17 protein-coding genes and 1 tRNA gene are annotated in these 23,858 nt (G+C 59.8%); 11 read left to right on the forward strand and 7 right to left on the reverse strand.

Annotated elements, in window-relative coordinates; translation table 11 throughout:
- Positions 1 to 20: 20 nt before the first annotated feature.
- Positions 21 to 1,760, forward strand: coding sequence for an outer membrane beta-barrel protein (locus NKH12_RS17435; RefSeq protein WP_352954267.1), 1,740 nt, complete (start codon positions 21 to 23; stop codon positions 1,758 to 1,760).
- Between the two features lie 152 nt (positions 1,761 to 1,912).
- Here NKH12_RS17435 and galU read toward each other — a convergent pair whose 3' ends face one another.
- Positions 1,913 to 2,818 carry a UTP--glucose-1-phosphate uridylyltransferase GalU gene (galU, locus tag NKH12_RS17440; protein WP_502910808.1) on the reverse strand — a complete coding sequence of 302 codons (906 nt, stop codon included), beginning with the start codon at positions 2,816 to 2,818 and terminating at the stop codon, positions 1,913 to 1,915.
- A gap of 212 nt (positions 2,819 to 3,030) precedes the next feature.
- On the opposite strand from galU, the gene NKH12_RS17445 reads away from it, so the two are divergent.
- A complete protein-coding gene (locus tag NKH12_RS17445; RefSeq protein WP_352954268.1) occupies positions 3,031 to 4,257 on the forward strand; it encodes a lytic murein transglycosylase in 1,227 nt (408 codons plus the stop codon).
- A 99-nt stretch (positions 4,258 to 4,356) separates the two neighbouring features.
- On the forward strand, positions 4,357 to 5,592 hold the full coding sequence (locus NKH12_RS17450; RefSeq protein WP_352954269.1) for an SGNH/GDSL hydrolase family protein: 1,236 nt from the start codon (positions 4,357 to 4,359) through the stop codon (positions 5,590 to 5,592).
- 65 nt (positions 5,593 to 5,657) lie between these two features.
- Here NKH12_RS17450 and NKH12_RS17455 read toward each other — a convergent pair whose 3' ends face one another.
- Positions 5,658 to 7,112, reverse strand: a complete 1,455-nt coding sequence (locus NKH12_RS17455; RefSeq protein ID WP_352954270.1) for a glutamate synthase subunit beta — start codon at positions 7,110 to 7,112, stop codon at positions 5,658 to 5,660.
- 143 nt (positions 7,113 to 7,255) lie between these two features.
- Complete coding sequence (gene gltB / locus NKH12_RS17460) at positions 7,256 to 12,004, reverse strand: glutamate synthase large subunit (protein ID WP_352954271.1); 4,749 nt, start codon at positions 12,002 to 12,004, stop codon at positions 7,256 to 7,258.
- Positions 12,005 to 12,473: 469 nt separating this feature from the next.
- Here gltB and NKH12_RS17465 point away from each other — a divergent pair, with 469 nt between their 5' ends.
- On the forward strand, positions 12,474 to 13,526 hold the full coding sequence (locus tag NKH12_RS17465; RefSeq protein ID WP_352954272.1) for a threonine aldolase family protein: 1,053 nt from the start codon (positions 12,474 to 12,476) through the stop codon (positions 13,524 to 13,526).
- 72 nt (positions 13,527 to 13,598) lie between these two features.
- On the opposite strand, the gene NKH12_RS17470 is transcribed toward NKH12_RS17465, so the two are convergent.
- Positions 13,599 to 14,066 (reverse strand): Hsp20 family protein, encoded by a 468-nt coding sequence (locus NKH12_RS17470; protein WP_352954273.1) that lies wholly within the window; start codon positions 14,064 to 14,066, stop codon positions 13,599 to 13,601.
- A 540-nt stretch (positions 14,067 to 14,606) separates the two neighbouring features.
- Here NKH12_RS17470 and NKH12_RS17475 point away from each other — a divergent pair.
- Entirely contained in the window at positions 14,607 to 15,581 is a 975-nt protein-coding gene (locus NKH12_RS17475) for an alpha/beta fold hydrolase (RefSeq protein ID WP_352954274.1), read from the forward strand.
- A gap of 93 nt (positions 15,582 to 15,674) precedes the next feature.
- On the opposite strand, the gene NKH12_RS17480 is transcribed toward NKH12_RS17475, so the two are convergent.
- From NKH12_RS17480 to NKH12_RS17490, 3 genes are all read right to left on the reverse strand, one after another.
- Positions 15,675 to 16,187, reverse strand: a complete 513-nt coding sequence (locus NKH12_RS17480) for a DUF1579 family protein (RefSeq protein ID WP_352954275.1) — start codon at positions 16,185 to 16,187, stop codon at positions 15,675 to 15,677.
- A 121-nt stretch (positions 16,188 to 16,308) separates the two neighbouring features.
- Positions 16,309 to 17,082, reverse strand: a complete 774-nt coding sequence (gene hisN, locus NKH12_RS17485; RefSeq protein WP_352954276.1) for a histidinol-phosphatase — start codon at positions 17,080 to 17,082, stop codon at positions 16,309 to 16,311.
- Between the two features lie 406 nt (positions 17,083 to 17,488).
- Complete coding sequence (locus tag NKH12_RS17490) at positions 17,489 to 18,445, reverse strand: N-formylglutamate amidohydrolase (RefSeq protein ID WP_352954277.1); 957 nt, start codon at positions 18,443 to 18,445, stop codon at positions 17,489 to 17,491.
- Between the two features lie 146 nt (positions 18,446 to 18,591).
- Here NKH12_RS17490 and cpdR point away from each other — a divergent pair, with 146 nt between their 5' ends.
- The 6 genes from cpdR (at position 18,592) to NKH12_RS17520 (ending at position 23,626) form a co-directional block, all read left to right on the forward strand.
- Positions 18,592 to 18,954, forward strand: a complete 363-nt coding sequence (gene cpdR / locus NKH12_RS17495) for a cell cycle two-component system response regulator CpdR (protein WP_006199474.1) — start codon at positions 18,592 to 18,594, stop codon at positions 18,952 to 18,954.
- 118 nt (positions 18,955 to 19,072) lie between these two features.
- Positions 19,073 to 19,147 (forward strand) — tRNA-Val (locus tag NKH12_RS17500).
- A 100-nt stretch (positions 19,148 to 19,247) separates the two neighbouring features.
- Positions 19,248 to 20,243 (forward strand): tyrosine-type recombinase/integrase, encoded by a 996-nt coding sequence (locus NKH12_RS17505; protein WP_352954278.1) that lies wholly within the window; start codon positions 19,248 to 19,250, stop codon positions 20,241 to 20,243.
- Between the two features lie 212 nt (positions 20,244 to 20,455).
- Complete coding sequence (locus tag NKH12_RS17510; protein WP_352954279.1) at positions 20,456 to 20,878, forward strand: hypothetical protein; 423 nt, start codon at positions 20,456 to 20,458, stop codon at positions 20,876 to 20,878.
- Between the two features lie 713 nt (positions 20,879 to 21,591).
- Positions 21,592 to 22,587 (forward strand): hypothetical protein, encoded by a 996-nt coding sequence (locus NKH12_RS17515; RefSeq protein ID WP_352954280.1) that lies wholly within the window; start codon positions 21,592 to 21,594, stop codon positions 22,585 to 22,587.
- 445 nt (positions 22,588 to 23,032) lie between these two features.
- Positions 23,033 to 23,626, forward strand: a complete 594-nt coding sequence (locus tag NKH12_RS17520; RefSeq protein WP_352954281.1) for a recombinase family protein — start codon at positions 23,033 to 23,035, stop codon at positions 23,624 to 23,626.
- Positions 23,627 to 23,858 lie beyond the last annotated feature (232 nt).

Raw genomic sequence — 23,858 nt, forward strand, 5'->3', positions numbered from 1 at the left:
CCGCGCAAGCAGTGGTGGCGATGTCCGGGGCCCAGCCTGAAAAGAAAAGAAGACGAAACGGCAAGGCGGTCTGCGCCTTGCTGCTGGCGACCAGCGTCTTCGCCTTGCTGCGGCCTGCGCAGCCCTATGCCCAGGTAACCGAGCTGCGCGGCGAGGTTTCGGAATCGGCAATTCTGGACGACCAGCAGCGCAAGACCAGGCAATTGACCCCGGCCAGCGCCCAGGATCAGACGGCGCAGGCCGGCGCAGCCACCCAGAGCACTGCGCCGGCGCCCACCTATCAGCCGGCCAGCCCGGGCGCCGTACAGGACGACACGGCACCCGCGACTGGCCGCATTTTTGATCCGCCGGAGGCCACCGACGATGCGTTTGCGGACACCCCCGCTCCCGTACCGCCGCGCCGGCCATCGAGCGCAACGCAAGGCGCGGCCGATCAAGACGAAGCCGCCGAGACACAAGCCACCGCCGCGACTGCAGCCACGACGGATGACACGGACACCGGCGAAACTGACCAGGACGCCACCAATCGCCGTGCCGTGACCATTGATTCCGCCGACAGGCAGCAGCTCGATCCGGGCGCCGAGCGCACCGAAGCCATCGAAGGCCGGGACAAGAGGGCCGAGGACGACCCGTTCGCCGCCACCGGCATCAAACTCGGCTCCTTCGTGATCAGGCCGACGCTCGAGCAAGGCGTGACAGCGTCATCAAATGCCGATTCAAGCAGCGAAGGCAAGCCGGCCCTGCTGTCCGAAACGACGCTGCGTTTCAATGCCATCTCCGACTGGCGGGAGAATTCGGCTGTCATCGACGGCTATGGCACCTTTCTCAGGACGATATCGGGCGACGAGGTTCAGGAGGCGCGGGGCCGTGTCGATGGCACGCTCAATGTCGACCTCGACAACGATCTGCGCGCTATCGCCAAGCTCGGTTACGAGGCGGCGCCGGAATCGGCTTCGTCGCCGGTCGTCATCGAAGGCACCGTCGAGCAGCCGGTGCGCCAGACCATTGACGGCAGCCTTGCGGTCGAGAAGGATGCCGGCAAGATGCGCTTCGCCCTGACCGGCGCAGTCGAACACGACATCTATGGCGACGCCAAGCTTTCGACGGGCGGAACGCTGTCGCAGAAAGACCGCGACTCGACGCTCTATACCGCCACCTTGCGCACCGGCTACGAGATTTCCCCCGCCATCACCCCTTTCACCGAGGTCGAAATCGGCCGCCGGGTCTATGATTTGCGCGTCGACACCAATGGTTTCGAACGATCTTCGACGCGGCTCGGCGTCCGGGCCGGCGCCGAACTCGACCTCGGCGAGAAGCTTGCCGGCGAATTCTCGGCCGGCTGGCTGCGGGAGGCGATCGACGACGACCGTCTGCCGGCTATTTCGGGCGCTACGGTGAACGCCGACCTCAGATGGTCGCCGGAACGCGGCACCACAATCGGCCTCACCGGGCAGACGATCGTCGAGGGCACGACAACCCCCAACGAAAGCGGCGACATCCTTTACTCCGGCCGCCTTACGGGCGAGCGGAAAATCCGTGCCAACCTGATCGGGAACGCAGCTCTCGGCGTGGACTGGCGCGACTACATCGGGTCCGACGGCCATGATCTGACGCTGAGCGCCGAGGCCGGACTGACATGGTGGCTGAACCGGTATGCCGGACTGACCACCCGCGCCAGAACTGAAAAACAGACCAGCAACCTGGAGGGCCGCGACTACACCGCCCACAGCATCTTCGTCGGGATGACGCTGCAGCCATAAAGCAAACCGTTGAAGGTTTGGGCATGTCGAGATTCAAGCCAGACCGTGGCGGGAACGGTGGTTTCGAGAACCTTGTTCTTATGCATGTTGTTATCCCAAAACCGCTGCGCACCCTCGGTTCAAGCCCGGGGGCATGCTTTTGGGCGACATACCTAGAACGCCGCGCCCCGCTGCTCTGACGGTTTCATCTCGTCGAGAAGCTGGCGGATAACGCCCGCCATGCGTCCGTTTATGTCGCTGCGCCACAGCGCGAAGGCGACATTGGCCTCGACAAAGCCTTCCGGCGATCCGCAATCGAAGGTGCGCCCCTGGTAGTGGCAGCCATAGAAGGGCTGTTGCTTCTCCAGCTTCAGCATCGCATCGGTGAGTTGGATCTCGTTGCCGGCGCCCTTCTCCTGGCCCTCGAGAATCGCAAATATCTCCGGCTGCAGGATGTAGCGCCCGTTGATGTAGAGATTGGAGGGTGCCGTGCCGGTCTTCGGCTTTTCCACCATGCCGGTGATGCGGAAACCGTGATGTGTATCCTCGCCACGGCCGACGATGCCGTACTTATGGGCCTCGGCGGGGTCGCATTCCTGAACCGCGACGATGTTGTTGCCGGTCTCGGCATAAAGCTCGACCATCTCCTTCATGCAGCTTTTTTCCGACTGCATGATCATGTCAGGCAAAAGCAGCGCGAAGGGCTCGTCGCCGACGAGCTCGCGGGCGCACCAGACGGCATGGCCAAGGCCGAGCGGCACCTGCTGGCGCGTGAAGCTGGTCTGCCCAGGCGAGGGTTGCAGCCGCTGCAGACGGGCGAGCTCGTCGTCCTTACCGCGCTGGGCGAGCGTGTCATAGAGTTCGAACTGGACGTCGAAATGGTCCTCAATGACCGCCTTGTTGCGGCCGGTCACGAAGATGAAATGCTCGATGCCGGCTTCGCGGGCCTCGTCGACCACATACTGGATGACCGGCCTGTCGACGACCGTCAGCATTTCCTTGGGTATGGCTTTGGTGGCCGGGAGAAAACGCGTGCCGAGACCGGCGACCGGGAAAACTGCCTTGCGAACTCTCTTCATGCTGTCAATTATCCGCTTCTAAGCCTGTTCGGCAATCCCGCTTCAAGACATTTTCGTGCCGGAATCGAGGATTATGGAACGGCTGGTCAGAAAAAATTTGTAGTCCCTAAAGCATCAACCCGCCTTTTCGTTCCCAACGGCACCTATGGTAAACTAAATGCTAACCGGGTTCGGCGATGAATGATCTTCCTGTGATGAAGAAGGAGGAAAAGATGTCCGTTCGCAACGCCGCAAAGCGCTTCATAAGCATCGTTGCGGCCGCCAGCCTGTCGCTTGCCTTGCTGATGCCCACCGGATCGGCTTTTGCCGACGCCGGTTTCCGGCAATGGGTGGCGAGTTTCCGCGCCACCGCGGTGCGGAGCGGCGTTTCCGGCGCCGTCTACGACCGAGCGTTCGAGGGCATAAGCGATGCCGACCCGGTCGTGCTGGAAAAAGCGCGTTATCAACCCGAATTCACCGCGCCCGCCTGGGACTATTTCGACAACCGCGTCCATGACCAGTCGGTTGCTGTTGGCCGGCAGATGGCCAGGAAGTGGAAGCCGTGGCTGGACAGGATCGAGGCAAAATACGGCGTCGACCGTCATATCCTGCTGGCCATCTGGTCGATGGAATCGAACTATGGCGAAATTCTCAAGCGCGACGAGGTCATGCGCAATGTCGTGCGTTCGCTGGCAACGCTGGGCTATGCCGACCCGAGACGGTCGAAATTTGCCCGCACCCAGTTGATCGCGGCGCTGAAGATCCTGCAAAGGGGCGACATCGACAAAAGCCACCTCAGCGGCTCATGGGCCGGCGCCATGGGACATACCCAATTCATTCCCACCAGCTATCAGGCCTATGCGGTCGATATGGACGGCGATGGCAAGCGCGACATCTGGAATTCTATTCCCGATGCATTGGCAACGGCCGCCAATCTGCTCAGGAAGAACGGCTGGCAGGCCGGCAAGACCTGGGGCTATGAAGTCAGCCTTCCCGACGGCAAGAAGTTCCCAGCCGGTTCGAAATCGCTGTCGCAATGGCAAGCGCTGGGTGTCACGCGTGTCAACGGCAAGCCGTTCAAGAACAGTGCGGATAAGGCCACGCTGAAGGTGCCAGGCGGCCGCGGCGGCCCGGCTTTCCTGATGATCAAGAATTTTTCGGTCATCAAGCGCTACAACAATGCCGACAAATACGCGGTTGCCGTTGGCCTTCTTGCCGACGGAATCGCCGGCTATGGTGGGCTTGTGCAGGACTGGAAACGGCCTTTCACGAAGCTCTCCTTCGAGGAGAGGCAAGAGCTTCAGCAGCGGCTTTCCCAGTACGGCTACTATGACGGCAAGTTCGACGGCAAGATCGGCGAGGGATCGAAAGCCGCCATCATGGCCCTCCAGGCAAAGGCTGGCTTGACCCAGGACGGACATCCGAGCATGGAAGTGCTCAAATGGCTCAGGCAGAACTAGACCTGGAGCATCGGACCCAAACCGGTTTCCGATGCTCAAAAAAAGACAGAGCGGCGGCACGGTTGAGGGTCCGGCGCTCTTAAGGGATGGAGAGGGTAATTGGTTTCGGCTGCGCGTATCCGTGTGACCCTTCGTCGCGTGCCGATCCTGATTCTGGCTATTGCCGTTCTGGCCGTCAGCACTGCCGCCGTCTTTCACACGCCGGCCGTGGCGCAGGAAGAACAAAGGCGTGGCTGGTCGCTGCGCGACTTGTTGTTTTTGCGCCGAAGCGAGCGGGTGGGCCGAACCGAGTGGATGGAACCACCGCGACAGATCCAGAGAGCCGGGCCACGCAAGTCAAAAGCAAGGAAGCCCCGCGCCGCGCCGCGCCGGCCGGCTGAGCCGGCAACCCTAATTGTCGAGAAGGCGCCGGACGCCCGCACCGTTCTGGTGGTCGGCGATTTCATGGCGAGCGGCCTCGCCGAAGGTCTGGATACCGCCTTTGCCGAAAACACCAAGATCAGAATCGTCGTTCGCAGCAACGGTTCGTCCGGTTTCGTGCGTGACGATTTCTACAACTGGCCCGAACAGATCAAGTCGCTGATCGAGACCGAAAAGCCCGCGGCCGTAATCGTCATGCTGGGCTCCAACGATCGGCAGCAAATGCGCGTGAACGGTGAACGCGAACAGCCGCGATCCGAGGCCTGGACCAAGGAATACGAACGCCGGACCGAAGCGTTCGGCAAGGCCATCGCATCGGCCAAGGTGCCGTATCTGTGGGTCGGCATGCCGGCATTCAAGGCGCCGAAGATGACCTCCGACATGCTGGCTTTCAACGACATTTACCGCTCGACGGCCGAAAGCCATGGCGGCGAATTCGTCGACATCTGGGACGGGTTCGTCGACGAGGACGGCGCCTTTGTCACCAGCGGGCCTGATGTCAACGGCCAGCCGGTGCGCCTGCGCACCGACGACGGCATCTATGTGGCGAAAGCCGGCAAACGCAAGCTCGCCTTCTATGCCGAAAAACCCTTGCTGAAGATCCTTGGAATGACCGCGCCGACGGGCACACCGGCAACTTATGCGCCAGCGGGCGCCCCGGTCGAGGCGCCGGCACCGGCACCCATGGCCGTCGATCGCACCGTGCCGATGCTGCTCAACGATCCGGCACTCGACGGCGGTTCGGAACTTCTCGGCGCCGCAGCGCCGGCAAAGGCGGACGGCCCCGGCGAAAAACTCGTCGTCGAGAGCAAGGCATCAGCTGCTTCACCCGGCCGCGCCGACGATTTTTCCTGGCCGCCCAGGGGACAGCCTGCGGCGGCCACAACCGAAACGACCACGGCGATCACTCCGTAAACCTGCCCCGGGGGAAGAGCAGAAAACGTCTTCAGAGGGCCGCGCAGTAGGGTCTCGAGACAGCCTCAGCGCGGCAGCACGCTCGATCCCATCAGCGCCTCGTCGATCGAGCGGGCTGCCTGCCGGCCTTCACGGATCGCCCAGACGACCAGCGATTGACCGCGGCGCACATCGCCCGCCGCATAGAGCTTTTCGACGCTGGTCTTGTAGTCGCGGTCATTGGCCTCGACGTTGTTCGAACGGCGGCTGTCGATGGCGATCTTCATCTGGCCAACCAGCTCCGATACCGGTCCGACGGCGGCCGGCCCGGCAAAGCCGATGGCGATGAAGGCGAGATCCGCTCGGATGACGAATTCCGTGCCGGCGATCGGCTTGCGCTTTTCATCGACCTCGCAGCATTTGACGCCGGTCAGCGCGCCGTCCTCGCCGATGAATTCGAGCGTCGCCACCTGGAATTCGCGCTCGGCGCCTTCGGCCTGCGAGGACGAGGTGCGCATCTTCGTCGCCCAGTAGGGCCAGACCGAAAGCTTGTCTTCCTTTTCAGGCGGCTGCGGCCGGATGTCGAGTTGGGTGACGCGCACGGCGCCCTGGCGGAAGGCGGTACCGACGCAGTCGGATGCGGTGTCCCCGCCGCCGACGACGACGACATGCTGGCCGCCAGCGACGATCGGCGGGGAGGGCCACGCCACCGACTGGATCGGCTCGCCGCCGATGCGCTTGTTCTGCTGCACCAGATAGGGCATCGCGTCATGCACGCCGTCGAGATCGTCGCCGGGAATGTTGGCCGGGCGCGGTGTTTCCGAACCGCCGCAATAGAGCACCGCATCGAATTCGGCGAGCAGCTCCGCCACTGGCTTGTCGACGCCGACATTGACGCCGCAATGGAAGCTGACGCCCTCGCCCTGCATCTGCTCGATGCGCCGGTCGATATAGTGCTTCTCGATCTTGAAGTCGGGGATGCCATAGCGCATCAGCCCACCCGGCCGGCTCTCGCGCTCATAGACGTGAACGTCGTGGCCGGCGCGGCCAAGCTGCTGGGCGGCGGCCATGCCGGCCGGTCCCGAGCCAATGACGGCCACGCGCTTGCCGGTCTTCCTTTCCGGCGGATAGGGCCGGATATGACCGGTTTCATAGGCCTTGTCGGCGATCGCCTGCTCGATCGTCTTGATGGCGACCGGAATGTCCTCGAGGTTCAGTGTGCAGGCTTCCTCGCAAGGCGCCGGACAGATGCGACCGGTGAATTCCGGGAAATTGTTGGTCGAATGCAGGTTGCGGATCGCATTGTCCCAGTCTCCATTGTAGACGAGGTCGTTCCAGTCCGGGATCTGGTTGTGGACCGGGCAGCCGGTCGGCCCGTGGCAGTACGGAATGCCGCAATCCATACAGCGCGCGGCCTGTTTCTCGACCTCCTTGTCCGACATCGGCAGCGTGAACTCGCGAAAATGCCTAATGCGGTCGGAAGCCGGCTGGTACTTGTGCACCTGCCGGTCGATCTCGAGAAACCCTGTTACCTTGCCCATAGTCCAGTCCCTGCTGTCCAGATGGCGCGCTCGACGACGCACCCGTTAACCTCATAAGGCAGCCATGGCAACCTTCAGTCCGAGGCCAGGATTGTTGATGAAGGCGTCGACCGGGAAGCCTGGCTCCCGGCAACTCCCAAAGCCTATTCCGCCGCCACGCCCATGCGCATGCGCTCCATTTCGATCAGCGCGCGGCGGTATTCGACCGGCATGATCTTGCGGAACTTCGGCCGGAAAGTCGTCCAGTTGTCGAGGATCTCGCGGCCTCGCACCGAACCCGTGTAATGGACGTGGTTCGAGATCAGCTGATAGAGCCGCTCCTCGTCATGGCTGGTCATGTCGCCGGACACGTCGACGCGGCCTTTGTGGTCGAGGTCGCCGCCATGATGGAGTAGTTTCTCCATCAGGTCGTCTTCTTCGGGAACCGGTTCCAGTTCGACCATCGCCATGTTGCAGCGCTCGGCGAAATCACCTTCCTCGTCGAGAACATAGGCGACGCCGCCCGACATGCCGGCGGCGAAGTTGCGGCCGGTCTGACCGATGACGGCGACAATGCCGCCGGTCATGTACTCGCAGCCGTGGTCACCAACGCCTTCGACGACGGCGGCCACGCCCGAATTGCGAACCGCAAAACGCTCGCCGGCGACGCCGCAGAAATAGGCCTCGCCCTCAGTCGCGCCGTAGAGCACAGTGTTGCCAACGATGATCGACTCGGCGGCGACGATCTTGGTGTTCTCCGGCGGGCGGATGACGATGCGTCCACCCGAGAGGCCCTTGCCGACATAGTCATTGGCCGCTCCGACCAGCTCGAAGGAAACCCCACGCGCCAGGAAGGCGCCGAAGGATTGGCCGGCGGTGCCGGTGAGCTTAACCGAGATCGTGTCCTCGCGCAGGCCCTTGTGCTTGAAGCGCTTTGCCACTTCGCCAGACAGCATGGCGCCGGTCGAACGGTCGACATTGCGGATAGGCAGCTCGATGCTGACCGGCTGCCTGGCTTCCAGCGCCGGCTTGGCCAACTCGATCAGCTTGCGGTCGAGCACATCGTCGATGGGATGCTTCTGCCGCTCGGTCCAGTGCACTGCCTCATGCGGGGCATCCGGCTTGAAGAACATCTTGCTGAAATCGAGCCCGCGCGCCTTCCAGTGCTGGATCAGCGCCCGCTTCTCCAAGAGGTCGGTGTCGCCGATGATCTGGTCGAGATGGGTGTAGCCCATCTCGGCGAGCAGCGCCCGCACCTCTTCCGCCACATAGAAGAAGAAGTTGATGACGTGTTCCGGTGTGCCTTTGAAGCGCTTGCGCAACACCGGATCCTGCGTCGCGACGCCGACCGGGCAGGTGTTGAGATGGCACTTGCGCATCATGATGCAGCCGGCCGCGATCAGCGGCGCGGTCGAGAAGCCGAATTCGTCGGCGCCAAGCAATGCACCGATGACGACGTCGCGGCCGGTGCGCAGGCCGCCATCGACCTGCAACGCCACGCGCGACCTGAGGCCGTTGAGCACCAGCGTCTGGTGCGTCTCGGCAAGGCCCATTTCCCACGGGCTGCCGGCGTGCTTGAGCGAGGTCAGCGGCGATGCACCGGTGCCGCCGTCATAGCCCGATATGGTGATATGATCGGCACGCGCCTTGGCAACGCCGGCCGCAACCGTACCGACGCCGACTTCGGAGACCAGCTTGACCGAGACATCGGCCGCCGGATTGACGTTCTTGAGATCGTAGATCAGCTGCGCCAGATCCTCGATCGAGTAGATGTCGTGATGCGGCGGCGGCGAGATCAGGCCGACGCCGGGCGTCGAATGCCTGACCTTGGCGATGGTGGCATCGACCTTGTGGCCAGGCAGCTGACCGCCCTCGCCCGGCTTTGCGCCTTGCGCGACCTTGATCTGCATCACATCGGAATTCACCAGATATTCCGCCGTCACGCCGAACCGCCCGGAAGCGACCTGCTTGATCGCCGAACGCTCGGGGTTCTTGCCGCCGCCCGGCAGCGGCAGGTAGCGGTCGGCCTCTTCGCCGCCCTCGCCGGTGTTCGACTTGCCGCCGATGGCGTTCATGGCGCGCGCCAGCGTGGTATGCGCTTCCCTGGAAATCGAGCCGAAAGACATCGCTCCGGTTGAGAACCGCTTGACGATATCGGCCGCCGACATAACCTTGTCGAGCGCGACCTTCTTGCGCCCGGTTTCTTCGGCGAGCCTGATCTTGAACAGGCCGCGAATGCTCTGCGCCCGCGCCGTCTCGCTGTCGATCTGAGCGGAATAGTCCTTGAACGTCTCCCACGACCCCTGGCGCACGGCGTGCTGCAGTGTGGCCACCGCATCGGGCGACCAGATATGCGCTTCACCGCGCATGCGGAACATGTATTCGCCGCCGACCTCGAGGCTGTTGCGCAGCACCGGGTCGTTGCCGAAGCCGTCGGCGTGGCGGCTGACCGTCTCGGCCGCGATCTCCTCCAGCCCGACGCCTTCGATCAGCGTCGCGGTGCCGGTGAAATACTTCTGCACGAAATCGGTCTTCAGCCCGATCGCGTCGAAGATCTGCGCGCCGCAATAGGACTGATAGGTCGAGATGCCCATCTTAGACATCACCTTGAGGATGCCCTTGCCGATCGACTTGATATAGCGGGAGACGACCTCATAAGCGTCGACCTCGGCCGGCAGCTCGCCGCGCTTGTGCATGTCGAGCAGCGTGTCGAAGGCGAGATAGGGATTGATCGCCTCGGCGCCGTAGCCGGCAAGGCAGCAGAAATGATGCACCTCGCGCGGTTCGCCGGACTCGACAACGAGCCCCACCGACGTGCGCAAGCCCTTGCGGATCAGATGATGGTGGACCGCCGCCGTCGCCAGCAATGCCGGAATGGCGATGCGGTCCGGCCCGAGCTGACGGTCGGATAGGATGATGATGTTGTAGCCGCCGGCGACCGCCGCCTCGGCGCGCTCGCACAGCCGGTCGATGGCGCCCTGCATGCCGGCCGCGCTTTCGTTCGAAGCATAGGTGATGTCAATCGTCTTGGTATCGAAACGGTCCTCGGTATGGCCGATGGAGCGAATCTTCTCCAGATCGCCATTGGTCAGGATCGGCTGGCGCACTTCGAGCCGCTTGCGGCGCGAATTGCCGACGAGGTCGAAGATGTTCGGCCTCGGCCCGATGAAGGACACCAGGCTCATCACCAGTTCCTCGCGGATCGGGTCGATCGGCGGGTTGGTGACTTGGGCGAAGTTCTGCTTGAAATAGGTGTAGAGCAGCTTCGATCTGTCCGACATCGCCGAAATCGGCGTGTCGGTGCCCATCGAGCCGACCGCTTCCTGGCCGGTGGTTGCCATTGGCGACATCAACAGCTTGGTGTCTTCCTGGGTGTAGCCGAACGCCTGCTGGCGATCGAGCAGGCTGACGTCCCTGCGCAATGCGCGTGGCTCGACCGGATTCAGGTCTTCGAGGATGAGCTGGGTGTTGGCGAGCCAGCTCTTGTAGGGATGCCTGGTCGCGATCTCCGACTTGATCTCCTCATCGGAAACAATGCGGCCCTTGTCCAGGTCGATCAGCAGCATGCGGCCGGGCTGCAGCCGCCACTTCTTGACGATCCTTTCCTCCGGCACCGGCAGCACGCCGGCTTCCGAGGCCATGATGACGCGATCGTCGTCGGTGACGATGTAGCGCGCCGGCCGCAGGCCGTTGCGGTCGAGTGTAGCGCCGATCTGGCGGCCGTCGGTGAAGGCCACTGCCGCCGGCCCGTCCCACGGCTCCATCAGGGCCGCGTGATATTCGTAAAAGGCCTTGCGATCTTGATCCATCAGCTTGTTGCCGGCCCAGGCTTCCGGGATCAGCATCATCATCGCATGGGCGAGCGAGTAGCCGCCTTGCGTCAGGAATTCGAGCGCATTGTCGAAGCAGGCGGTGTCCGACTGCCCCTCATAGGAGATCGGCCACAGCTTGGAGATGTCGTTGCCGAACAGTTCGGAATCGACCGAGGCCTGCCGCGCCGCCATCCAGTTGACGTTGCCGCGCAGCGTGTTGATTTCGCCATTGTGGGCGACCATGCGATAGGGATGCGCCAGCTTCCACGACGGGAAGGTGTTGGTCGAAAAACGCTGGTGGACGAGGATCAGCGCCGTCTCGAAACGCGGATCGGTCAGGTCCTTGTAATAGGCGCCGACCTGATAGGCCAGGAACATGCCCTTGTAGACGATGGTCCGCGATGACATCGACACGACGTAGAAGCCATTGTCGACGCCCTTGGTTTCTTCATGGATACGACCTGAAATGACCTTGCGCAGGATGTAGAGCCGCCGCTCGTAATCGTCGTCGCTCTCGATTTCGGCGCCACGACCCAGAAACACCTGCCGCTGGACCGGTTCGGAAGCAGCGATATCAGGCGCCTTTGACAGCAACGAATTGTCGACCGGCACATCGCGAAAGCCGAGCAGCGGCTGGCCTTCGAGCTGCGCCACCTCGGCGATGATGCCTTCGATATGCGCCTGAAGCTCAGGATCGCGCGGCATGAACATATGGCCGACGGCGTAGTGGCCGGGCTTGGGCAGTTCGACGCCCTGGCTGGCCATCTCCTCGCGGAAGAAGCGATCGGGAAGCTGCACCAGCACGCCGGCGCCGTCGCCCATCAGCGGGTCGCCGCCGACGGCGCCGCGATGCGTCAGGTTTTCGAGCACCGCAAGGCCGTCCTTGACGATCTGATGCGACTTCACGCCCTTCATGTTGACGATGAAGCCGACGCCGCAGGCATCGTGCTCGTTGCGGGGGTCGTAAAGGCCTTGGGCGGCGAAGCCGGTATGGGTTCGCCCGATATTGGTCAGGCCAGTGGCGATGGACCGATTTTTGACGGCTGGCGCTTTCGTCTGCGCGGCCGGGCCGTTCGTCGCAGATGGCGTCATTTCCGTCATCGTCCTATCCTCCATTCCCAGCCCTTAGGGCGCTGGTTTCCGTTGGGAAGCGCATGAGCTTCCCTCTCATCCTTGCGGCACGTCTTGCGAAATTCTTGCCGAACCAGGCGGGCCTGGTTCGCATCCGGCAATCGTACAGGCCAGAGCCAGGCTGTCTACCTGTCGCTCGCGGCAACGGCCGGAGAGGCTCAATGATACGCCAATCCAGCCTGTTTTGTGCGACAAAATAAGACAGCACTACTGTCCTAAATTTTTATGACAGAAATTATGAATGCACACAAGACCGATCCACAACAATCTTGGCATCTAGAGACTGAAAATTACGCGCGGCCGCGGCGAAACGCAACCTTCGGTCGTCCGCTGCATCCCAGCTTCCCGCTGACTTTATCGCATTTCCGGCGCTTGGCACTTGCGAGCGGCAGGCGAAAGCGGCCAAAATCGCGTCGATTTTCCCAGCACAGGCAAACGCATGAACTTCGCTTCCGACAATTGGGCCGGCGCCCATCCCAGCATCGCCGCGGGGCTATCGGCCCATGCCGGCGGCTTTTCCACCGCCTATGGCGACGGCGCCCTCGACCAGTCCGTCTACCAGCGCTTCAACGAAATTTTCGAGCGCGAGGTCGCGGTGTTTTTCGTGGCGACCGGCACCGCTGCCAATTCGCTGTCGCTGACCGCCTATAACAAATCAGGCGGCATTTCCTTCTGCCATCGAGAATCGCATGTCATTGAGGATGAATGCGGCGCGCCGGAATACTTTACCGGCGGCTCACGGCTCTATGCCGTCGACGGTGCGCTGGGCAAGATCGATCCGAACAACCTGGAAGCGGCGGTGGGCCGGTTCGCGCCTGAAATCGTCCATTCCGGGCGCCCGATAGCGGTGTCGATCACCCAGTCGACCGAGGTCGGCACCATCTACACGCTGAACGAGATCGCCAGGATTTCAGCGATCGCCAAGCATCACAAACTGCCGCTGCACATGGATGGCGCCCGCTTCGCCAATGCGCTGGTCGCGCTCGACACAACACCGGCGGAAATGACCTGGAAGCGCGGCGTCGACATCCTCTCTTTCGGCGGCACCAAGAACGGCTGCTGGTGCGCCGAGGCTATCGTGCTGTTCGATCTCGACCGCGCCAGGGAACTGGCCTTCCTGCGCAAGCGCGCGGCGCAATTGTTCTCGAAATCGCGCTTCGTCGCTGCGCAGTTCGAAGCCTATTTCAAGGACAAGCTGTGGCTCGACACGGCCCGGCACGCCAACGCCATGGCAGCACGCCTTGCAGCGCTGATCGAGGATTCCCCGTCGGCGCGTCTGGCCTGGCTGCCGCAAGCGAACGAAGTGTTTGCGGTGATGAAAAAGGCCGAGGCTGAACGGGTGCAATTGGCGGGTGCCGCCTTCTACGACTGGCACAAGCCGCATCATTTCAACGGCCGTATCGGCGAGGACGAGGCGCTCTACCGTTTCGTCACCAGCTTTGCGACCACGGCCGATGAGGTCGACCGCTTTGGCCAGCTAATTGCTGGATAGCGGCACTTATCCATAAAAAAGGGCGGCGCCAGGCGCCGCCCTTCGTCCCTGAGGTCGTCTTGGTGACGCAGCTTACGCGGCGGTCTTGGCCTCGATCTGCTTTGCCTTCGCCGAAGACGCGGTGATCGCGATTTTGCGGGGCTTCAGCTCCTCGGGAATATTGCGCTTGAGATCGACAAAGAGCAGGCCGTTCTTCAGCGAGGCGCCGACGACTTCAACATGGTCGGCAAGCTGGAAGCGGCGCTCAAAGGCCCTGCTGGCGATACCGCGATAGAGCAGTTCGGAGCCTTCGCCATTGCCGTCTTCCTTGCGCTCACCCTTGACTGTCAGAACGTTGCGGTGAGCTTCGATCGAGAGCTCGTCGTCCGAGAAGCCGGCGACCGCCATCGAGATGCGATAGGAATCCTCGCCGGTGCGCTCGATGTTATAGGGCGGGTAGGTCTGCGCACCTTCCGGCTGCGCAAGCGAATCGAGCATGGTGAACAGCCGGTCGAAACCGACGGTCGAACGGTAGAGCGGGGAAAAATCAACGTGACGCATAGTGTGTTCTCCTGTTGAGCAACAAGGTTTGCGTATGGCCGGTGCGAAACCCGTGACGGCGTTCCGGATAGGCCAGCGGCCCCGACATTGGCGGCCGCAGCAGACATTTGGGGAACACGTGACGGCATTTCAAGATTTCTCGATGAACGGAAGATGAACCGCGGCTTCGGCGGGCGTTCAGCTAAGCAGAGCTAGACTGCTTCCAGGATCAAGGAACAGGCGGCGGTTACGGCGTCGCGCGTCCGCTCGGACACGCAAAGGACGCTGTAACACTTTGATTGCGCATGATTCACAGCGAAAATCGGGTGCGATTTTCGGGGTTATGCGCGAGATGCCGCAACGAGGCCGACCGGGTGTAACGTCCCTTCCTCCCGGATCGACGGGGGCCGGAAGCATGCCGCAAGCTGCTTTCGGCCTCACTCGCCGGCCGCCTCGTTCAGCCTTTCCAACGCGTCCGGAATTCCTTTGCTTTTGCTGCATGGGCGTCTATGCCTACCAAAGCTTGCGCCATGCAGGCAGCGACACACAAACGCAGCGCGAATGACGGACCTCCTCAACGAAATTCCTCTCTTCCGCGAAATTCCGGGCAATCCGCTACCGGAAAATGCGGCCGGTGGTTTCTTTACCACGCGCGACGGCAAGAAGATCCGCTACGGCCTCTTTCCGGCCGTTGCCCGACCGATGAGGGGCACCGTGGTCGTGCTGACCGGCCGCAACGAGTGCATCGAAAAATATTTCGAGACCATTCGTAACCTCGCCGACCGCGGCTTCGGCGTCGCCACCCTCGACTGGCGCGGCCAGGGCGGTTCCGACCGGCTGATCAGCGACCGCGAGCGCGGCTATGTCCGGAGCTTCTTCGACTACACCGGCGACCTGGAACAGTTCTTCGAGGAAATCGTGCTGCCAGACTGTCGGGGACCGTATTATATATTGGCCCATTCGGCGGGGGCGGTGATTGCGCTGCTTGCTGCGCCGTCGATGGTGAACCGCGTACGGCGCATGGTGCTGATCGCGCCATTCCTGGCCGTGCCTGACCTGCCGGTCTCGACGACCACCGTTCGCCGCGTCTGCTCGCTGTTCTGTCTGCTGGGTCTTGGCAAGCTTTATGCCGCCTGGGGTCCGCGGCCCAGGAAAACCATACCCTTTGCCGCCAACAAGGTGACATCGGATCCGGAGCGGTATCGGCGCAACACGCTGATCTACGAAACCTACCCGCAACTGGCGCTCGGCGGCCCGACGATCCGCTGGCTGAAAGCGGCGGCGCAGGCTTCCGAGGCCATCAGCGATCCCGACTTCATGGCCAGGATCCAGGTTCCCCTGCTGGTGGTCGCCGCCGGCGCCGACCAGGTCGTCTCGACCAAGGCAGTGGAAACCTACACCAGACGTCTGCGCCTCGGTTCGCTGCTGGTGATCGATGGCGCACGCCATGAAATATTGCAGGAAGCCGACTTCTATCGCGAGCAGTTCTTTGCCGCATTCGATGCCTTCATCCCGGGAAGCGACGACACGGGCTGATTGAGTGCCGTACTCCCGGAGGCGCAAAGAGCGCTCCAAATCATTGAAATCCCTGCCTTGGCTTGAAAAAATGCTGCCAACTCGATCGTCGGCCTATTCTTGCCGGGCGAAATCCATGGTCCAGTTGGTCTCCCAGGTCTTCCCGCAATCCGGTGAAAAAGCCTGCTCCCAGCGCGCCGATTGTTCAGTGATCCGCGACCAGAGGAAGCGAACCTGGATATCGCGTCCGTCGAAGACGTCTTCGCACAGGAACGTGCCGACGCCTGCTTCGAAGGTGCCGCGCATCGGAACATCGATGGTTGCCGGGTTGCGGCCGTCGATCCACCAGATCGACCATTGCCTCGTCGCCGGATCGAACGTCCGAAGCGTGGCGGCGCGATAGGCGCCGCCGGGCAATTCAATCACATTGTCGTCGACATTGCCGAGGCCGCCAAGGATCGAGCGCACGTCGCATGTCCCGCCAAACACGTCCCAGTTCGTGTCGCCTTGCAGGCGCTTCCGCAACCTTCGATGGCTGACGTTCCAGCGTCCGAAGAAGAAATCGAATTCGGCCCGCCCGTCTGCTGGAGCATTTTCGGAACGGCTGGCTGTTGACTGCGTCGACATGTGAATCCCTCCCCGTGGCATGATCTCCATAGCAGAGAGCTGCTGACATCTTCCTGTCAGGAGCGTGGGCTACATCGCCGGTGGGCACCTTGGTCCCGCAATCGCCAGCTGCCCAGCCGGTTCAGCCACGCAGCGCCGCCATCGCGGCGGCATGAAGCTCCGGCGTTGCCGCAGCCAGGATGTCGCCGCCCCTTTCCGCCGGTCCGCCTTCGAAGGTGGTGACGACGCCGCCGGCCTTCTCGATGATCGGGATCAGCGCGACGATATCGTAGGGCTTCAAACCGGGGTCGGCGACGATGTCGACGCTTCCCGCCGCGACCATGGCGAAGGCATAGCAGTCGGTGCCGTAGCGGGCGAGCTGGACCTGCTGCTCGAACAGGTCGTAGCGCAGGCGTGCGTCTCCCTTGAACAGTGCCGGCGTGGTGGTGAACAGCGTCGCCTCGGCGAGGCTCGTCGTCTTGCGTGTCGTCAGCCTTCGCGGCCCGCCCGGACCTTCATAATGGGCACCGGAAGCGTTGGCGTAGAAAAGCTCGCCGGTGAAGGGCTGCGACATCATGCCGGCGACGGCATCGCCGTCGACCGTCAGCCCGACCAACGTTCCCCACACCGGCAGGCCTGAAATGAAGGCGCGCGTGCCGTCGATCGGATCGATCACCCAGATATGCCTGCTGGAAATGTTCTCGCTGCCATGCTCCTCCCCGAGGATGCCATGATCGGGATATTCCGTTGATATAAGCGCCCGGATGACCCGCTCGGCCTCGCGGTCCGCCTCGGTGACCGGGTCGAAGCTGCCTTGCTCCTTGTTGGCGACCGCGCCTTGGCTGCGGAAGCGTGGCAAGGTTTCGGCTGCGGCGGCATGCGAAATGCGCCGCATGAAATCGATGCTGATGTCCAACTGATTCTCCCGCGTGTAGCGTGCTGGAATCATCGTTTGCCTGTGGTTTTCCGTCAAAACAAGGGCTCGCGGAACTCTCGCGCATCAACAACTGTTGCTCGAATGCAACGCTGGCGGCCTCGAAATTCAGTTTCCACATCTCCGTGAATTAAAAACCTTGGTCGGCCGCTTGACATTTGTGCATCGCACAATAGATTTGTTCTTGGACAGGTTTTCCTGTCCATGCCCTCCTTGGGCGTTTCCTCCCTAGACTTCGACCGTGTCGTGCAAACGATGCGGTCTTTTTTTCAGCCCAGCATCCAGCCGATCGCGCGTCCCCGACCCGCAGGCCGAGGCCTATCTGGCGCGATATCGCTTTATCTGACGCAGAATCCCATGTAAGAATCGATTTTCGATTTTTGGCGCATCATTCGGCTGCAAGCGGCAGATCGATAAAATCGTGATCGGGCATCGCCATCAGGTCGGCCGAGAATTGTGCCAGATCGTCGGCGAGGGCATCGAAGCCGGCGGATTTCTGGAACGTCCGCTCGTTCATGTAAAGCCCGCGATTCACCTCGATCTGCAGTGCATGGAGATGGCGCACGGGGCGGCCATAGTGCTCGGTGATGAAGCCTCCGGCGTAGGGCTTGTTGTGGGCGACGGTATAGCCCATGCCGATCAGCAGGCCGATCGCCGTCTCGGTCAACGCTGCCGAGGCGGACATGCCGAAACGGTCGCCGACGATGAAGTCGGGCCTGACGCCGCTGTCGCCGACCCTGATGCTCGCCGGCATCGAGTGGCAATCGATCAGCACGGCAAAGCCGAACCGCGCATGGGTCCTGGTCAAAAGCCGTTTCAGCGTCTCGTGATAAGGCTTGTAGACAGCCTCGATACGCGCAACGGCTTCCGCCAGCGGCAAGCGGCCGGCATAGATGTCGAGCCCTTCTCCCACCAGCTTGGGCACGGTGCCAAGCCCGCCGGCCACGCGCGCCGAGCGGATGTTGCAGAACGACGGCACGGGCTCGGCAAACATGCGCGGATCGAGTTCCCACGGCTCCCGGTTTACGTCGAGATAGGCGCGCGGGAAGTTTGCCGCCAGCATCGGCGCGCCGATCGCAACGGCGCCACCGAACAATTCGTCGACATAGCAATCTTCGGAGCGGCGGATGGCGTTTCGATCCAGCCTTGCCATCGCCAGGAACCGGTCCGGATAGTGACGGCCGCTATGCGGTGAGTTGAAGAGGAAGGGGACGCGCTGTTCGGCGCCCGACCGGATTTCGAAGGGGGGAACGACCGAAAAATCCTCGGCTGCCGTTTTCAATTTGAACGAATCCGGAAACACCAATGCATCATGATTGGAAAGGTGCCACCTCGCCGGCCCCATGTCCAGCGTTTCGGCGTCCGGACCGCTTTGTTAAAGGCCGATCGGGCCTTTATCGTTCACTTGATGTTTACCCTCACCTCCTCATATACAGGATGGTTAACGGGCTGCCCACGGCAGTCTCGGGCGGGTGATTCGGACAGGATAAAATGGCACGCATTCTACTGGCGGAAGACGACGATGACATGCGCCGGTTCCTCGTCAAGGCGCTGGAGCGTGCCGGCTACCAGGTCAGCGATTTCGACAATGGCGCCAGCGCCTATGAGCGGCTGCGCGAAGAGCCCTTCTCGCTGCTCTTGACTGATATCGTTATGCCGGAGATGGACGGCATAGAACTCGCCCGCCGCGCCACCGAGATCGATCCCGACCTCAAGGTCATGTTCATCACCGGCTTCGCCGCCGTTGCGCTCAATCCGGATTCCAAGGCGCCGAAAGACGCCAAGGTGCTGTCGAAGCCGTTCCATCTGCGCGACCTCGTCAACGAGGTCGAAAAGATGCTGCAGGCGGCCTGACGCGCTTTCCGCCGCCGGCTTTCGGCGCGCCTTCAACGGCGCGGCAAGGCGAACCTTTCTTTCCCTTTTCCTGCTATTGACGCGCCGTGGCAAAAATGGTGTATGCGCGGCTTCGGATGGGCGTGTAGCTCAGCGGGAGAGCACTGCATTGACATTGCAGGGGTCACAGGTTCAATCCCTGTCACGCCCACCATCCAACAGATTGAAAACAAAAAGAAAATCGATCTGTCCGCTTTCCCGATGTCTGTTCGAATTCGCTGCTGTCACACTCCTGTCACAGCGGACGGATCGCAATGGCTACAATTCGAAAGCGCGGGACCAAATGGCAGGTCCAGATTCGACGCCAGGGATTTCCCACCATTTCAAGGTCATTCCTGAAGAAGGGAGACGCTGCCGAATGGGCTCGACATTGGGAGGCCAAGGCAGATCGAAACGAACTCCCAGCCAACGCAAAAGTTCTGGATTCAATTTCGCTAGGGCAACTGGTCGAGCGCTACCGAGATGAGGTTGTCGTCACGAAGCGAGGGGCGGAAGATGAAACTGTCGTGCTCAACGCATTCCTGCGTGACCCGTTATGTAAAAAAAAGCTCTCGGCTCTCTCAACAGCAGACTTTGCGACTTACCGGGATAGACGCTTGACGAGCATTTCGGCCAGGACCTTGGCACGCCAGCTGGCTCCTCTCTCCAACATGTTCAACATCGCCAAACGAGAATGGGGAATCCCTCTCGGCAAGAATCCACTCTCTGATCTCCGGATGGCCGTACAGGATAACAGAAGGGACAGACGGCTTAGAGAGCATGAACTTGATCGGCTGATAAAAGTCTCAAGGAAGACCCGAAACCCACTGGTCCTTCCGTTCCTGTTCGCTTTGGAGACCGCAATGAGACGAGGAGAGATTCTTGCCATGCGGTGGGAGCATGTGGACCTTAGTCACCGCTTTGTGATCATTCTTGAGTCGAAGAATGGTCGTTCCCGGATCATTCCCTTGACGCCCAAGGCCGTATCGCTTCTCAGAGTGGTCCCACAGCGCGACAACGTACCCTTTGTATTCCCACTAGCTGCAAATGCCCTGAGGCTGTCGTGGGACCGGCTAACGAGCCGAGCAGGGATAAACGATCTGCATTTCCACGATCTTCGTCACGAAGCGATCAGTCGTTTCTTTGAACTCGGGCTGACTGTTCCCGAAGTGGCATCGATCAGCGGCCACAGAGACGTTCGGATGCTCATGCGATATGCACATGCAGATGCTTCCCGGTTAGCCAACAAGCTGGAGCAGGCCCTCGCGTAGCTAACTTATTGATTGACAAGGTTAAATCCTTTTGATATAATTATAGTGTAGAAGGTGGAATCTGCCTTCACGACACCCGTACGCCTGCGTTTGGTGGGCGTTTTATTTTCTGACAATTGAGTCGGATCAAACCTGTCGCCTTAAGGCGCTGGGCAAATAAGGCTATTTAAACAAATGATTATTTTTAGAATTTTTAAGGAAAATTATCCGGAATGTTTCATTATATACTATCAAACATAAAATCTCTGTTCGGCAACGAAATTTCAGAAGCAGTTTTTTTAGGAAATAGAGAGGTTATAGAGCTTAATAAAATTATCGACTATCAATCAGTCATCCAATCGCCTGATCAGGCCATAGGACCGGTATCTGTCCCGGATAACAGGGAAAGAAGTGATACCTACTACAACATTGCTTTTCTCATCGATGAGAAGTGGAGAGTTATCGTTTGCCCTGATGGGATTCAGTGGATTCTTCAAGTTCGAAAAGGCAGTCTCGACGGCAGGCCAGCCTGGAATGGGGTGAGCTTTTGCAGGTCAAGGACAGGGCTGTCTCGTGCGACCAGGGAGAAGGCTCGAAATATCTCCCCTGAGGTCGAAGCCCAATTGGCTCAGCTACCAGATTGGGTTGAGTCATGATCTACAGCAACAATTCCCCATGGCTTGATCGCTCTCTAAAGCTGTCTCCGAAGCTATCTTCGTTATGTGCGCCTTTCCTTTCGCATACCGCTGAGAACATAGCCAAGAAGGGAGGGAAACGACGAAGGCGGGATGCCGTGGAGAACATCAAAACGGCTCTTAGCGTCATTTTGGCCAACCTTCTTCGGTCATACGTTTTGCATCCTTCCCATGGGGTGCGGGTTCATCTCAGCAACGATGGCTATCCGAAGGGAACGTTCAATCCGAATCGATTAAGCAGTCGAACCGTTGGTAAAGTTGTGAGATACCTGAGTAGGTCCAATCCACCTCTGATCCATAAACAGGGCGGTAATTTTGACAAAGGAAGACGTATTGGGTATCCGACAGAGATTTCTCCATCAGGCTTACTCATAGAATTGCTTCTATTTCATACACATGAGCTAATAGATACATATAATAACCATATATTATATAACCATTCCATTACTAGGAACGCATTTAAACTTAACAAATATATCGAGAATTACAGGTTGATTTTTGATAGGTCAGACCTTCCAATAATTTGTCTTAGGGAAAGCTCATCAAAGAGCAAAAGTGGATTCATAGAATTTGAACATACCGCTGAAACTCAGTCTATGGAAGCTCACCTAGGCAGATACAATTGATTCATATCATCAAATACCTGTTTGAATTTGTTTGTCTCCGATAAGGAGATGGCTGATTTAGTTGACCAAGACGATCCAGATTACAGTGAGTTCGGTGAGTCTAACTCGGCGTCCTCCCTTATCGATCTGGTTTCCGCGAACAGGCTCTATCGTGTCTTCAACAACGGGAGATTCGATCATGGTGGACGCTTCTATGGCGGATGGTGGCAGAACGTCCCGAGGAAATACCGTCGCTTCATAACGATCAACGGTGCGCCCACCGTGGAGATGGATTATTCCAACATGCAGTTGGCAATGCTCTACGCAAAGATCGGACAGCAGCTTGAAGGCGATGCGTACGATATCGATGGCTTCGGGCAGGAGTTTCGTCCACTTGTGAAAACCAGCACCCTGACGATGATCAACGCTCAAGGACGTATCCAGGCCCCTCTCAAGTCAACCCTACCGGAAGGCGTATCGTGGAAGGACCTTCAGGAGGCGATCCTGACGAAGCACAAGCCAATTGCAGAGTTCTTCCGCTCTGGAGAAGGCATTCTGCTTCAACGGCTGGATTCTGACATTGCGGAAGACGTGATCATGAGGATGATGGACAAAGGGATTCCTGTCCTCCCGATCCATGACAGTTTCATCGTGGCCGAGGGCAATGGCGACGATCTGTCCGCAACTATGCTGGACGCCTATCAGCAGAGAATGAGAGGCAGGACCATATCCCTTAAAAGCTCGCCAAGCCTCTTTGACGACCTGTTGACCGATCAGGGATTGTTGAGCGTCAACGAACGACATAGCCTTGGCATGAAGCTCTTTCTGGCAAAGAAGGAGATGCCTGAATACGAAGGCTATCGTTTAAGGGAGAAGCTGCTTGGTCATGCCAAATCTGGATTTCAGGGAGAAGGCACAGAAATCAGGTCGGTTGATCAGATAGGCAACATATTGGGTGACAGACTCCAAGAAACCGGTCCTAGAGCGGCAACAGCACATTCTGGCAGAAGAAGGTCCCTCAAACCAGCGAAACACCCGTGGGACCACTCTACGGGCCGAAGGTAGTCAATCCAAAGCCGAACCAACGGACGCTTTGTAAACTCTCCACTTGTTGCTCTCAAAGCGTACCCTTAATCGAGCTTCAAAGTGAAAGTTTACAAAAATTCCCAAACCGGCGCTCGGGGAGGCAGCATATACGATATAGGCACCCCCGGGCCTGTCACCTCTCGCCCCCCGTCCGCTCACTCACTCCTGCCAGGTCTATGGAGGAAGTTTACAACGCGGGAGGAACGGGACGCGTGGCGGTGCCATGTATGCTTTTCGCGTTGAAGCTTCCTGAAAACTTTTCCGTCGCAGAGCACAGACTGGCGGCACGATGTATGACTGCATTGGCGCCGCGTTCAAAAAACCCTTCGTGATGCAGGCTTCCGGAGCCCTTGACTTGCATGGCCTTCAAAGAGTCAAAATTGCTGTTCATTAAAGGAGTGTTTATTGAACAGGAGGGATACCTGTGAAGCGAGCGGTTCTATATCTGAGGGTAAGCACTAAGGAACAAACGACCGAGAACCAGCGCCTTGAATTGGTGAGAGTGGCTCAGGCCAAAAACTGGAAGATAGTGAGCGTCTACCTGGATGAAGGGATAAGCGGCACCAAGGGAAGGGACAGACGACCGGCTTACGACCAAATGCTGAAGGATGCGGTTAGGGCGAAGTTCGATGTGCTGATGTCGTGGGATGTATCACGCCTCGGGCGAAGCCTCACAGGGCTTGTTGCGGCACTTGAGGAACTGCATAGCCAAAATATAGACCTATATCTTCACCAGCAAGCCATCGACACGACAACCCCCGCCGGAAAAGCCATGTTTCAGATGACTGGCGTCTTTGCGGAATTTGAACGATCAATGATAAGAGAACGCGTCCTGGCAGGCCTGGCTCGAGCGAGAGCCAAAGGAAAGACGCTTGGAAGACCGCGGGTGGAAATTGACCAACAAGGACTGAGACAGGACAACCTCGATGGGTTGACTGTTAGGAAGCTAGCAGAAAGATACAGGATTTCTGTGGGGAAAGCCCACGCTCTGATCAAAGGCTCAAGCAAATCGGAATAAGATAGCATGTACAGGTATTGCTTGGTCGAAACAGAAAATAGAGCCACCTAAGGCACCATGCTTCCACGCTTACGGATTTTGCAAATTGGAGACATTCACTTCCCATCGTCGGTTGAAGTGAAAGGAATTATTGATGATAAGTGTCTGAATCAAAACGACTGGTGCAATTTCAAGGTCTTGCGAGGCGACGCGTGAGCAGGCGGATGTGGGCGATGAAGACCCAGGCTTCGGC

Origin of the sequence: Mesorhizobium sp. M1322 (genome assembly GCF_040318085.1) — a bacterium.
Taxonomy (GTDB): Bacteria; Pseudomonadota; Alphaproteobacteria; order Rhizobiales; family Rhizobiaceae; genus Mesorhizobium.

Excerpts from the sequence above, each read along its gene's own strand:
- NKH12_RS17455 (WP_352954270.1), bottom strand. The coding sequence starts at position 7,112 with ATGGGCAAGGTAACAGGGTTTCTCGAGATCGACCGGCAGGTGCACAAG.
- NKH12_RS17470 (WP_352954273.1), bottom strand. The coding sequence starts at position 14,066 with ATGCGTCACGTTGATTTTTCCCCGCTCTACCGTTCGACCGTCGGTTTC.
- NKH12_RS17480 (WP_352954275.1), bottom strand. The coding sequence starts at position 16,187 with ATGTCGACGCAGTCAACAGCCAGCCGTTCCGAAAATGCTCCAGCAGAC.
- NKH12_RS17435 (WP_352954267.1), top strand. The coding sequence starts at position 21 with ATGTCCGGGGCCCAGCCTGAAAAGAAAAGAAGACGAAACGGCAAGGCG.
- galU (WP_502910808.1), bottom strand. The coding sequence starts at position 2,818 with ATGAAGAGAGTTCGCAAGGCAGTTTTCCCGGTCGCCGGTCTCGGCACG.
- NKH12_RS17490 (WP_352954277.1), bottom strand. The coding sequence starts at position 18,445 with ATGGGGCCGGCGAGGTGGCACCTTTCCAATCATGATGCATTGGTGTTT.
- NKH12_RS17475 (WP_352954274.1), top strand. The coding sequence starts at position 14,607 with ATGACGGACCTCCTCAACGAAATTCCTCTCTTCCGCGAAATTCCGGGC.
- cpdR (WP_006199474.1), top strand. The coding sequence starts at position 18,592 with ATGGCACGCATTCTACTGGCGGAAGACGACGATGACATGCGCCGGTTC.
- NKH12_RS17505 (WP_352954278.1), top strand. The coding sequence starts at position 19,248 with ATGGCTACAATTCGAAAGCGCGGGACCAAATGGCAGGTCCAGATTCGA.
- NKH12_RS17445 (WP_352954268.1), top strand. The coding sequence starts at position 3,031 with ATGTCCGTTCGCAACGCCGCAAAGCGCTTCATAAGCATCGTTGCGGCC.
- gltB (WP_352954271.1), bottom strand. The coding sequence starts at position 12,004 with ATGACGGAAATGACGCCATCTGCGACGAACGGCCCGGCCGCGCAGACG.
- NKH12_RS17510 (WP_352954279.1), top strand. The coding sequence starts at position 20,456 with ATGTTTCATTATATACTATCAAACATAAAATCTCTGTTCGGCAACGAA.
- NKH12_RS17515 (WP_352954280.1), top strand. The coding sequence starts at position 21,592 with ATGGCTGATTTAGTTGACCAAGACGATCCAGATTACAGTGAGTTCGGT.
- NKH12_RS17465 (WP_352954272.1), top strand. The coding sequence starts at position 12,474 with ATGAACTTCGCTTCCGACAATTGGGCCGGCGCCCATCCCAGCATCGCC.